The 11,763-nt window shown below is 45.3% G+C and carries 12 protein-coding genes and 1 other annotated feature; of the genes, 8 read left to right on the forward strand and 4 right to left on the reverse strand.

Annotation, left to right across the window (positions count from 1 at the left end):
• Positions 1–14: 14 nt before the first annotated feature.
• The 3 genes from M1J35_RS03865 to M1J35_RS03875 all read right to left on the reverse strand — a co-directional run bounded on the left by M1J35_RS03865 (position 15) and on the right by M1J35_RS03875 (position 3,945).
• Positions 15–596, reverse strand: a complete 582-nt coding sequence (locus M1J35_RS03865) for a YqaA family protein (protein ID WP_034763130.1) — start codon at positions 594–596, stop codon at positions 15–17.
• Between the two features lie 180 nt (positions 597–776).
• Positions 777–2,465: an arginine--tRNA ligase gene (gene argS, locus M1J35_RS03870; protein ID WP_254652781.1), complete on the reverse strand. Its 1,689-nt coding sequence runs from the start codon at positions 2,463–2,465 to the stop codon at positions 777–779.
• Between the two features lie 47 nt (positions 2,466–2,512).
• Positions 2,513–2,717: a binding site (T-box leader), on the reverse strand.
• A 52-nt stretch (positions 2,718–2,769) separates the two neighbouring features.
• On the reverse strand, positions 2,770–3,945 hold the full coding sequence (locus tag M1J35_RS03875) for an FtsW/RodA/SpoVE family cell cycle protein (protein ID WP_034763125.1): 1,176 nt from the start codon (positions 3,943–3,945) through the stop codon (positions 2,770–2,772).
• A gap of 434 nt (positions 3,946–4,379) precedes the next feature.
• Here M1J35_RS03875 and M1J35_RS03880 point away from each other — a divergent pair, with 434 nt between their 5' ends.
• Positions 4,380–5,159, forward strand: coding sequence for a hypothetical protein (locus tag M1J35_RS03880; protein WP_254652782.1), 780 nt, complete (start codon positions 4,380–4,382; stop codon positions 5,157–5,159).
• Positions 5,156–5,899 (forward strand): DNA/RNA nuclease SfsA, encoded by a 744-nt coding sequence (gene sfsA / locus M1J35_RS03885; protein ID WP_051758444.1) that lies wholly within the window; start codon positions 5,156–5,158, stop codon positions 5,897–5,899. Before M1J35_RS03880 ends, sfsA begins: the two co-directional genes overlap by 4 nt.
• A gap of 42 nt (positions 5,900–5,941) precedes the next feature.
• Here the strand turns inward: sfsA and M1J35_RS03890 are convergent, their stop codons facing one another.
• Positions 5,942–6,430, reverse strand: a complete 489-nt coding sequence (locus M1J35_RS03890) for a BsuPI-related putative proteinase inhibitor (RefSeq protein ID WP_051758443.1) — start codon at positions 6,428–6,430, stop codon at positions 5,942–5,944.
• Between the two features lie 215 nt (positions 6,431–6,645).
• Here M1J35_RS03890 and M1J35_RS03895 point away from each other — a divergent pair, with 215 nt between their 5' ends.
• The 6 genes from M1J35_RS03895 to M1J35_RS03920 are packed head-to-tail and all read left to right on the forward strand — an operon-like array spanning position 6,646 to position 11,757.
• Positions 6,646–7,875, forward strand: a complete 1,230-nt coding sequence (locus M1J35_RS03895) for an ABC transporter substrate-binding protein (RefSeq protein WP_254652783.1) — start codon at positions 6,646–6,648, stop codon at positions 7,873–7,875.
• Complete coding sequence (locus M1J35_RS03900; protein ID WP_254652784.1) at positions 7,856–8,716, forward strand: ABC transporter permease; 861 nt, start codon at positions 7,856–7,858, stop codon at positions 8,714–8,716. Before M1J35_RS03895 ends, M1J35_RS03900 begins: the two co-directional genes overlap by 20 nt.
• A gap of 7 nt (positions 8,717–8,723) precedes the next feature.
• Positions 8,724–9,524, forward strand: a complete 801-nt coding sequence (locus M1J35_RS03905) for an ABC transporter permease (protein ID WP_254652785.1) — start codon at positions 8,724–8,726, stop codon at positions 9,522–9,524.
• Positions 9,521–10,489, forward strand: coding sequence for an ABC transporter ATP-binding protein (locus tag M1J35_RS03910; protein WP_061811070.1), 969 nt, complete (start codon positions 9,521–9,523; stop codon positions 10,487–10,489). The genes M1J35_RS03905 and M1J35_RS03910 overlap by 4 nt, the downstream gene beginning before the upstream one ends.
• Positions 10,490–10,501: 12 nt before the next feature.
• Complete coding sequence (locus M1J35_RS03915; protein ID WP_034763107.1) at positions 10,502–11,161, forward strand: TVP38/TMEM64 family protein; 660 nt, start codon at positions 10,502–10,504, stop codon at positions 11,159–11,161.
• A gap of 14 nt (positions 11,162–11,175) precedes the next feature.
• Positions 11,176–11,757, forward strand: a complete 582-nt coding sequence (locus M1J35_RS03920; RefSeq protein ID WP_254652786.1) for a CDP-alcohol phosphatidyltransferase family protein — start codon at positions 11,176–11,178, stop codon at positions 11,755–11,757.
• The last annotated feature ends 6 nt before the right edge of the window (positions 11,758–11,763 follow it).

Consider the following 11,763-nt stretch of genomic DNA (forward strand, 5'->3'; position numbering starts at 1 on the left):
TTTAGATCAGCTGATCAAGGAGTTTGCTTTTTCTTTTTGATGACCAAGTAGACGAGATAGACAAGAATCAGTACACCGCCTGCAGCAAGTGTCAGTATAGTGAAGTTCTCTTCGATAAAAGGTTTTGCTTTCGCTCCCAATGTGAGAATGATTGCACCCTCCAAGAAAAAGCGAATCCCCCTGCCGATGATCGACCAGATCACAAGTACCCGGATCTTCACACCGGATACCCCTGCGAATATGGTGAAAATCTTATACGGGACCGGTGTCAGACCTGCAATCAGTAAGGCCATTGGGCCGAACTTTTTGAAGTACTCTTCTACTTTTTGAATTCTTGCTTCAGAGAATAGCCGAACAAGAATCGGGCGACCCAGCTTTTTCCCGATCAACCATCCAAAAAGGGCTCCGATGACGGAAGCGATCGTCGTATAAAGTGCGTAAAGCAGTGCACTGCCAGGGTTGGCAATCGCCAATGGAATCAGTAATACATCAGGTGGAATGGGGAAGAAAGATGAATCTGCGAAAGAGACGATGATCAGTCCCCATACACCGTAATCCATTAACCATGCTTCGAACGTGTGAAGTAGTTCAGACATAAGTAATCTCCTTTATGAATAAAGCGTTAGTTTCGTTTTTAATAGAACATAAGAAGTATATCACTTTTCATAAAGGGAGTCATGAAATATCCTATTCACCCTGTACTTAAAGAACTGAATCGTTCACATTCTCGAAATAAATCTATTTCTCGGGAAATAGTGACAGTATTCTTTCGGATTCTACATTTCAGCAGGGGATTTCATCCCCAATAATCGTAATCCTTCGGCAAGGACAATCCCCACGGCATGAACCAGGGCCAGACGAGAATTTTGCTGGCTGTCATCTGAAATGATTTTGGTTTTAGCATAATAACGGTTAAAGCTTTGTGATGTGACGATTAAATATTTGGCAATGATAGATGGAGCATAATGCTGCCATGATTTTTCGATCATTTCCGGAAATAACCGCAGCTGTTTAATCACGTCCCAGCTTTCAGCATCTTCAAGACCTTCAAATGTCAGTGGATCGATCTGTCCTGCTTTTCTGAGAAGGGACTGGGCTCTCGCATACGTGTATTGAATATAAGGACCGGTTTCACCTTCGAAGGTGAGCATATGTTCAAGGGAGAATTCAATATCATTGAGACGGTCATTCTTCAGGTCATGAAAAATGATTGCCCCGACCCCGACATCTCTTGCAACTCTGTAAGCATTCTTTAAGTCAGGATTTTTCTGCTTAATGTTGTCCTCTGCCATTTTGATGGCTTCGTGAAGCACTTCTTCAAGGAGAATGACCCTTCCTTTTCTTGTAGACATCTTCTTTCCATCTTTTAAATACAAACCGAATGGAATATGCTTCATTTCATCCGCCCAAGTATACCCGAGCTTCTTCAAGACGTTCATCACTTGCTGGAAATGGATCGTCTGCTCCTGGCCAACAATGTACAGGGCTTCATCAAAGGCATATTGACGCTGACGATAAAGGGCAGCAGCCAGGTCCCGTGTGGCATAAAGGGTTGCTCCATCAGATTTCTTAATCAGGCAGGGAGGCAGATTCCCATCATCCATCCGAACGACTTGAGCCCCCTGGGATTCCTCTAGAAGATGATGTTCCTGAAGCAAGGTCACGACTTCTTCCATCTTGTCATTGAAGAATGCTTCACCGTTATAGGAATCGAACTCGACGCCAAGTAAAGAGTAAATCGTCTTAAATGCTTGGAGTGATTCATCCTTAAACCATCTCCAAAGCCCGGTAATCTCTTCATCCCCGTCTTCGAGGAGCTTAAAGGCTTTTCTTCCTTCTTCCTCAAGGGAAGCGTCGAGTTCTGCTTCTTCATGAAATTTTTTATAAAGAATGAACAACTCGGCAATGGGATTTTCTTTGACCTTATCAGGGTCTCCCCACTTTTTGAAAGCGACGATCAGTTTGCCGAACTGTGTTCCCCAGTCTCCGATGTAATTGATTTTTTCGGTACGATAGCCGCATTTTTCCGCAATGGTGGCAATGGCATTCCCGATGACCGTTGAACGGAGGTGCCCCATGGAAAACGGCTTGGCGATGTTGGGAGAGGACATGTCTAATACGACGGTTCTGTCCTTTCCAAAGGTGTGGGTTCCATAGTCCTTTCCTTTCGCCAAAATCCCCGACACGATTTCTTTTCCTGCTTTACTCCCGTCAAAGTGAATATTGATATAAGGTCCAACCGCTTCCACCTTGGTGAAAAGGGGAGAGGTAATCTCAGCGGCCATTTCCTTCGCGATCTGTGCAGGAGCTTTTCTCATGGTTTTGGCCAACTGGAAGCAAGGAAAGGCTAAGTCCCCTAAATGGCTGTGCTTCGGAGTTTCAATCAAATCGTATAGTTCTTTCTCGCTCCAGTCCTGCAGGAGCTGAGTCTTTAATTCTTGAGCAAATATTAATTTCAAGTCCATCTTGTTACACCTCCCATTAGTATAAAACACAAAAAAACCCGTCTCTATACAGAGACGAGTTTAGCTCGCGGTACCACTCTTATTCCCGATTAAGGACACTCATTGTATAACGGGAGATCCCGGTCCTTCCCTACTGATTTCAAGAAGAACTTCTCAGAAGTGCGGTTCATCCAGGGCTTCATACCGGGCTCCCACCGCCCCCGGCTCGCTTATGATCCACGTCGGGATTACTCTCTTCTTCACAGAATATTCCATATCTAATTACTATTATTTTACACATTTCAGGGATGAATGCAACCGGTAATTAGGAATCTTCTGAAGAAAACATATACGTCTTATGATGGAACCTCATACTGAACACAAGGCCGAGGGCCAGCATGTTCCCCATGAGGGAGCTCCCTCCATAACTGATGAACGGAAGGGGGATACCGGTGATCGGGAGTAACTGGATCGTCATTCCGATGTTCTGGAACACATGGAACGTGATCATACTGATGATCCCTGCACACACATAAGCGTTGAAAGGCTCTTTCGTATCAAGGGCCGTCTTGGTTAGGTGGTAGATCAGCAGAAAATATAAGCTGATGACGACACTTGCGCCGATAAATCCGTACTCTTCACCGATGACACTGAAAATAAAGTCTGTATGATTTTCCGGGATATACACTTCCCGGTCACTGTAGCCTTTCCCGAAAATCTGTCCCGAACCAATGGCGTTAAGGGAGTTGATCAAGTGAAATCCTTCTAATTTCGCATAATTGTACGGATCGAGCCAGGCATAAATCCGTCCGAATTGGTAAGGTTTCACGTTTAAATATTTCTCCAATAATTGTGGTGCCCATATGACCAGTGAAAGGATGCCTGCACCTAATACTCCGATCGAAGCATAGATAGGCACAATCAGCTTCCACGTAATACCTGAAACGAGGATGATACCCGTCATGATGGCTAGTATGACCAGTGATGTCCCTAAATCCGGCTGCTGCATGATGAAAGCAAGGGGGAGAAGGGTGGTCAAGCCGATTTTAATCAATAACTGAAAGTCTGTCTGCACTGTTTTTCTTGGATTAAGTTCATGATGATTGGTAATGACACGTGCCAAAGCAAGGATTAAGAATGTCTTCATGAACTCTGAAGGCTGTATCGATCCAAGCGGTCCAAGCATGAACCAGCTTTTGGCCCCATTCCGGTGAGGTGCAATGCTTTCCGGAGAAATCAATAATAAAACGAGCAAGAAGATTCCTGCGCCGTATATGTACCAGGCAAGCCGTTTATACTGATCCGAGTCGAGAAATAACGCAGCGCCGATGATGATACCGCCCACTACGTACCAAAAAGCCTGTCTAATCACAAAGTTTGTCCCATATTGCCCTGAGGTCTGGGCACTGCTGATTCCCATTGCACTTACAATAAAGAACAGCATCAATAAAAAGAGAAGACCCCAATCGATCTTATCAGCAAATCGCTGGCGAGTTTCCATAATCTATTCACCTGAATTTCTAAAGATTTCACATTCCTAGTCTAATAGAAATGAAAGGAAATTTCTACTCATGACCAGAGAAATTCGAGAACTTCTGTCGGGACATGACAGGTATATGAAACAGAAGAACCATTCAATACATTGATAATATTGACAACAGAAGCAATCGGGAGAAAAATAGTAAAAATATATTCCATTTATTACATATTTATAATCGGTATTCCATATTGAAATAGATTATATTCATCAATAAGGGGATGAGAGGGCTAATATCGATGCTAGTCTTCAACTCATACCACTCAAATATGACTATTTTCGACAATTCCCTGCGACTTTTGTCATCATTTTGAAATGAAATAGAAAAGAACAAGTAGGTTCTATATTTGATAAAATAGAAACTATGAACTGTGCACCGTGTTAAACAGATGGAGGGAATGTTCTTGAAGGCAAATAACCAAATGAAAGATATCATCTATGTTCACAAGAATCCGGATCGTCACTATGTCGTTTCGTACGGAATCCATTTCAACGAGTTTGCAATGAATGCCCGTAAACCCTTAAAGAACTTACTTCTCATCAAGCATCAGTACGAACATGGTGCTTTCAATATACATACCCATATGGAATATGTAGAAAAGGACGAAATGAAGAAGATCATCGATGACGGGGTTCAGAGCTATGGAGACTTCTGCTGGATCGATTTTGAAGAAGAGGTCGGAGTCGATGAATTGAACGGACAGGAAATTGCAGAACTCCTTTATATGGGGCATATCAAGCAGCCATTGAACCCTCCATTTTATTCTAAACTGAATAACCGCTACGCCTACCTTTCCCATGATGATGGCTGGTTCAATAAGGTTTATTACCGGGATTTTGAGGACTTCTATTATATGCTGGGAGCGACCCTTTCATCAAAGCTCAGTACGATGAAGAGTGGGAAGGGCCTCTTCGGTATGAAGAAGGAGAAACCCTACCCTGTGATCGGAAAGGAAGTCATTCATTCCTTCCAGGATAAGTTAAAAGAAGGAACGGTCATCTCCCTTGAAAAAGCAGTATTGACGAGAGGGAAGATCGAGATACCCATATGGGTGATCGGTGATTATTATGACATGGATGAAATGGCAGAGGATTATAAGCAGATTCGCAAATTACCGGCGAACGGGTTACTTTCTTATGACCGTAAAACCAAGAGCTGGAGCGCCTTACTTAAATGAGGGACCGTGACGTTTTAGCAGATATTTCATTCCATGACACTTTGGTCCAAGCCGTCTTTCTTGAACGGCTCAATCGGTTTGTGCTGGAATGCGAACTCCCTTCAGGTTCAAAAGAAAAGGTCCACTTACCGGACCCGGGCAGGCTGAAAGACTTATTGGTACCTGGAGGGCCGATCTGGCTCCAGGAATCCAAGGATCCAAGAAGGAAAACAAGGTGGTCAGCGGTCATGACCCATGATCCCGTAAACGATATGTATGTTTCCTTGAATACGCAATATCCAAACCGGTTGGTACTGGAAGCCCTGCAGTTGGAAGTACTGGAGGAGCTGAAGGGGTGGGGTCTGGAAAAAGCCGAATATAAGGTGGGAGGTTCACGTTTTGACTTCCTCCTCAAACATAAACAAAATGATGAGAAATTACTACTCGAAGTCAAAAGTGTCACCATGGTCGAGGACGGAATGGGTAAATTTCCCGATGCTGTCACAGCAAGGGGTGCGAGGCATGTAGAGGAACTGACCCACTTACAGATGAAGGGAAGCTATCAAACGGCGGTCCTATTCATTGCCCAGCGCACAGATCTCAGGGGAATCACTTCCGCTCCTGAAATCGATCCCCATTTTGCCCGGGTCATGGAAGAAGCCGCGAGACACGGGGTCAGGTTCTTCGGAAGAAAATGCATCGTGACACCAGAACGCATCTCCCTCAGTGGGTCTATCCCCGTTTACACAGAAAAGGATTAATCTCGCCGTGCCCCGGCCGAGATTAATCCTTTTTGCGTGTCCCTATTCAACCACTACCTTAGCCGTCGCTTTATAATCCTGTTCCCCCTTGGCAGTCATCCAGACGGTCAATGTGTAAGAGCCGCTTTCAACCTTAGGAAGGACGATTTCGCGGGAAAACGCTTCCCCTTGTTTCACAGTGATGTCCTGTAACGCCTGGGTATACATTTTATTCTTTGAATCTTTATAAACGATCTCGCCTTTTTCGTTGCGAAGTTCATAGTCGATTGTCTGGCCGGATGAAAACGAAAATGTTTTCTCCTGCTCTGTTTGGTTTTTTACACTATATACATATACACTTTGACCATCTGCATCTTTCTTGGTTAATGAAGGTACCATATCGCCTGCGACAATTCCTTTCTGTACAGAAATATCTTCACCCGCTCTCTGTTCGGTCTCTTTTTTGACCGGCTGGCTGTCGTTTTCATCAGCTGTTCCACATCCGGCCATTCCCGTTAGTAGAATGATTATGATCATCATGAATCGCTTCACGCTAGAGTCACCTCCTTACTGTATTAGACAGAGTTTGATCAAAAAGGTTACAAGCCTTCTGAGAAAATGAGCACTGGAAGGCATGGGGGATGTGCTCTTCCGGTTTCTTTCACCCACTATTGGGGCATTCATTTACATATGTAAGGCAGATTACTTTTTTATATTATACGGTTTAGTACTATATAATTATAGAAAAGCGCAGAGGAGCAGAATGGATGAGAATATGGTTAGCAATTGTAAGCGTATTTTCCTTACTATTAGTATCGGCTTGCGGTTCGACAAATGCAAACGATAGCGGGAAAATTCCTGATGAAGAGTGGGGAACGATCACCTCGAAAGCAGAAGGGACCAAAGTGAATATGTTCATGTGGGGAGGAGATGACGGGATCAATCGATATATTGATGAGGTCATGGCCCCCATGTTAAAAGAAAAGAACAATATCGAATTGAACAGGGTACCTTTAGACACACCTGAAATCCTGCAGAAGCTGCAAACCGAGAAACGGGCAGGAAAAGAAAAGGGGACGATCGACATCGTCTGGGTCAACGGTGAAAATTTTAAAAACGCGAAAGAACAAGATCTGTTGGCAGGTTCCTTTACGGACAAATTGCCTAACTACAACCAATACTATGATACGGACAATGACGCATTTCAATATGACTTCGGAACGGAAACAGAAGGATTCGAAGCCCCTTGGGGAAAAGTTCAATTCGTATTTTTCTATAATAGTGAAAAAGTGAAAAACCCGCCGGCTACCTTTGAAGAGTTGAAAACATTCATGAAAGAGAATCCCGGGAAATTCACATACCCAAACCCAAGTGATTTCACTGGGAATGCATTTCTAAGACATCTCCTCTATGCCAAAACGGATTCGAATCTGGCCCGGGACGGGTTTGATGAGGAAAAGTCAGAAGAAATAGGAGCGGAAGTATGGGACGAATTAAACACCATGAAGCCTTATCTGTGGCGAAAAGGGGAGACGTATCCATCCACCTTGACGGACCTTGATAAGCTGTACAGTCAGGAAGAGGTATGGATGACGATGGGATATAACGAGGCAAGGGCGGAACATTTGATCAAGGATGACGTGTTTCCGGCAAGCACGAAGCCGTTCATATTGAGTGACATAGGATCCATCGGGAACACTCATTTCCTGGCCATTCCTTTCAATAGTCCCAATAAAGAGGGTGCCCTGGTGGCCATCAATGAATTTCTGTCCCCGGAAGCGCAGTATGAGAAGCTCAAGCCGGATTATTGGGGAGAGAGTTCGCCCATTTCCTATAACAAGCTTGATGAAGAGTGGAGGAAGAAATTCATGGAGATCGATCGCGGTGAAAGTGTACTGGAGGCCTCAAAACTTGAAAAAAACTTCAAGGGTGAGCTTGATGCTGCCTATGTTGAATGGTTGAAGGAGAACTGGATACGTGAAGTGGCCAACCAATAACGCACTTCTCCTCCTGCCGGGACTCCTCTTTTTCCTCCTGATCCCGGGACTCGGGATCGTTCTTGCGATGTGGGAAAGTGTAAGGGGCGGAGGAGTCTTTACACTCGAACATTACCGGGAATTGTTTGAGCAAGATCGTTTTATTACATCTGTCCTGTTCAGTCTGACAGTAACAGCGGTCTCAACGATCCTGTCCCTTTTCATTGGATTGGGTATCGTCAAGGCCTTCTCTCCATTGTTAATGGAAACCAGGCATAAACTGCTGGTGTGGATCCCGATGCTGGTCCCCCATTTTGTATGGGCGTATCTCGTCTACTTACTCTTTAATCAGAGCGGCTTTTTTTCAAGTATCGCCGGGGTGACGGGCTGGATTGACGATCGCAGTCAATTTCCCATATTGGTACAGGACCGGAATGGGATCGGGATCATGTTGACGTATGTGTGGAAAGAAGTTCCCTTTGTGACCCTCATGCTGTTACCCGTGTATGCCACCCTATCCAAAGGGTATAAAGAGGTGGCTTCATTATTGGGAGCGGGCCCTTATCAAACGTTCAGAGTGGCAGAATGGCCCTTCATCTATCCTGTCCTCATCGAAACAGGGGCCATTCTTTTTGCCTTTATCTTTACCGCCTTTGAAGTTCCACGGCTGTTGGGGGTAACGTCTCCACAAATGCTTGCGATCCTTGCATACGACTGGTTTTATAGCGGTAGCTGGAGTGACCGTCCACTAGCGTTTGCCTCCCTAGTCATGACCGGACTCGGCATCGGAGTCCTTATGTGGCTCGTTCTTTACTTCACGAACAAGAAACGGATGCACATTACTAAAGGGATTGGGAATTAGGGGTGTCATGATGAAAAAAACGTCATTTTACAGCATATCCTTTATCCTTTTTGCCTTTCCCCTTTTCTTTTTAGTGTATAAAAGCTTTTACGGTGTAGCGGCATGGGGGAGTCCTGCTCTAGGTGAACCAAGCGTAAGGGCGTGGGAACTCTTAATGAACGAAGGGAAGTTTCTGAATTCAGTAGGGGTGTCGGTATGGATTGCAGTAGTCGTATTAGGTCTCAATCTTCTGATCGGCATCACAGCGGGAAAGGTGTTTTCCTTTTCTTCTTTCAGGGGGAAAGCGTTGGTGGAAGCGCTCATGATGCTGCCCCTGTTCATTCCTGTTTTAGTCGTTGCCATCGGACTTCATATTACCTTCATACGATATGGCCTCTCCGATCACTGGCTCGGGGTCGCCCTCGTTCATTTGGTGCCGACGATTCCTTACAGCATTAAAATGTTTAAAACAGGCTATGAGCGGATCGGCTCGAAATTACTCGAACAATCAACCATCCTGGGAGGGAGTGCCATCAAGCGCTTATACCATATCGAATTGCCACTGCTCCTTCCAAGCATACGCAGTGTATTGTTCCTGACGATCGTCATCTCTTTAAGTCAATACGTGTTGACGGCGATCATAGGCGGGGGGAACGTCGTCACCCTTGCAATGGTCTATTACCCATTTACCGATACGGCAGATGAAGCGGTGATGGCGGCATTCTCCATCGTGTTCGCCCTTATCCCCCTCATCTTATACATCATAATTGAAGGGTGTTTGACATTCATACTCCCTTACCAGCATCTAAGAAGGAGGAAGAGGAAGTGAGTCCATTCATACATATCCAGGGAGTGTCCAAAACCTTTAAAGAGAAAGAGATTTTGAATGATGTAACCTTCTCATTGAAGAAAGGGGAAATCCTTTCATTAGTGGGAGCGTCGGGTTCGGGGAAATCAACCTTTTTGCGGATTCTCGCAGGCTTAGAATCTGCTACAAAGGGAAAGGTATTAATAGATGGTAACGATATTTCTTCAACCAAACCTCAAAACCGACCGATTGGAATGGTCTTTCAGCAGCCTTTGTTATTCCCTCATATGAATGTACTTGAAAACGTCATGTACGGTCTCGAAATGAGAGGGGAAAAGAAACGTGAAAATAAAAGGAAGGCGAAAGACTATATTCAAAGAGTCGGTTTAGGTGAAGTCATGCATCATTACCCCTCTGAGCTATCGGGAGGCCAGCAGCAACGGGTGTCCCTAATCCGCTCCCTCATTCTGAAACCGAAGCTGTTACTCTTGGATGAACCTTTTAGCAGTCTGGATCTGCAACGGAGGAGAGAGTTGAGGCAGTGGGTACTGACCGTATTTAAAGAAGAAGGAACCACAGTCTTGTTCGTCACCCATGACCGTGATGAAGCGTATGAGGTGGGAGACCGGGTGGCGGTGTTACACGAGGGACGATTCCTGCAGGCGGGGACACCGGAGGAAATTTATTACCGTCCGGGCTCCTCCTTTGTCGCTTCTTTTATGAGTGACGGACTCATTCTGTCTCCTGGACAATTCATTCATGCTTCCCATCTGTCCATAAGCTCTTCGGGACAGGATCTGCCTTACCCAAAGTGGAAGGGCAAGATCCAGCAAAAGCTGTTTGTAGCGGGAACGAACATTCATGAAATATGGGTGGAAGAACTGAAGCAGAAACTCCATCTGCCCCTTGAAGGGGAATCCTCCCACGGGACGGTTTGGCTATATGCCAAGGAAGAGAACATTCAAACGTTTCAGAACGAGGAATAGGAGGGAAGAACATTGAAGAAGAAGGAAATCGGCAAGATCTTTCTATTCATCGCGATATTACTGTTCCTCATGTGGCTTAGCCGAAATTTCTTTCATATAAAGCCCCATGACATCAGGGATTGGATCGTGTCATTCGGCATTTGGGCACCGATCGTATTTATTGTCGTCTATACGGTCCGTCCATTGATCCTTTTCCCTGCTTCCATCCTGTCGTTCTCGGCGGGCCTTGCTTTCGGTGCGGTGGAAGGTTTCTTTTATATTGTACTGGGGGCACTGGGGGGTGCGACGGTTGCCTATTATGCAGCAAGCATCCTGGGGGCGAAACTGTTAAAGAGACCTTCCCCCCGCATCGTGAAAATACGGGAAAAGATGGAGGAGAGCGGCTTCATCTATGTCCTTGTATTGCGTCTGGTGCCGTTCTTGAACTTTGATTTGATCAGTTACCTCGCTGGAATGGGGAAAGTGAGATACCTTCCATTCATTCTTGCCACAGCCATCGGGATTTTACCAGGAACGTTTGGCTATGTCTTTTTAGGGTCAAGCTTGGTGGGAGAAGACCGGACGAATTTGTATATTGCCATTGCGTTTTTCCTGGCCATGATCATCGTACCACTCATTTTTAAAAAGAAGATGAAAGCATGGCTTGGATTATCGGGCAAAGAAGATAAGTAAAGGATGGGAAGTACATGTTAGACACGCATGCCCGCAAGTGGGTGCAGCCAAGTATAGAGGGGACGGCACGTCTGTTCCTGAACAAAGGATTAACGGCCAATCAAGTGACAGTCACCGCCTTCATCATAGGTTCTGTGACAGGTCTGGTCTATTACCTGGGTTTCCCGATTATGGCCGTCCTTTTATTATGGCTCTCGGGATTCCTGGACGCGGTGGATGGAACCATGGCCCGATTGACCAAACCATCTCCCTTTGGCACCGTCATGGATGTCACGTTTGATCGGTTCGTTGAAATCAGTGTCATCCTCGGGGTTGCTTTCCTTCATCCTGACATCATGTGGGCCCTTCTCTTACTTAGTGTCTCCATCATCATTTCCATGACCATTTTCCTGACCGTGGGGGCTGTATCAGAGAAGCAGGGGATGAAGTCCTTCTATTATCAAGCGGGACTGGCTGAGAGAACGGAAGGTTTCATCCTGTTCAGCCTCATGATGATATTTCCATCCATTGTCTTGTGGACCACCCTCCTGTTTTTTGCAGTGGAGTTATATACGGGAATCCAACGATTTCTAGAAGCGAAACGACTACTTTCATAAGGAGAG

Origin of the sequence: Rossellomorea sp. KS-H15a (assembly GCF_024195245.1) — a bacterium.
In the GTDB taxonomy this organism is placed as follows: domain Bacteria; phylum Bacillota; class Bacilli; order Bacillales; family Bacillaceae_B; genus Rossellomorea; species Rossellomorea vietnamensis.

Coding starts and splice junctions, on each gene's coding strand:
- M1J35_RS03865 (WP_034763130.1), bottom strand. CDS start 596: ATGTCTGAACTACTTCACACGTTCGAAGCATGGTTAATGGATTACGGT.
- argS (WP_254652781.1), bottom strand. CDS start 2,465: ATGGACTTGAAATTAATATTTGCTCAAGAATTAAAGACTCAGCTCCTG.
- M1J35_RS03875 (WP_034763125.1), bottom strand. CDS start 3,945: ATGGAAACTCGCCAGCGATTTGCTGATAAGATCGATTGGGGTCTTCTC.
- M1J35_RS03880 (WP_254652782.1), top strand. CDS start 4,380: ATGTTCTTGAAGGCAAATAACCAAATGAAAGATATCATCTATGTTCAC.
- sfsA (WP_051758444.1), top strand. CDS start 5,156: ATGAGGGACCGTGACGTTTTAGCAGATATTTCATTCCATGACACTTTG.
- M1J35_RS03895 (WP_254652783.1), top strand. CDS start 6,646: ATGAGAATATGGTTAGCAATTGTAAGCGTATTTTCCTTACTATTAGTA.
- M1J35_RS03905 (WP_254652785.1), top strand. CDS start 8,724: ATGATGAAAAAAACGTCATTTTACAGCATATCCTTTATCCTTTTTGCC.
- M1J35_RS03920 (WP_254652786.1), top strand. CDS start 11,176: ATGTTAGACACGCATGCCCGCAAGTGGGTGCAGCCAAGTATAGAGGGG.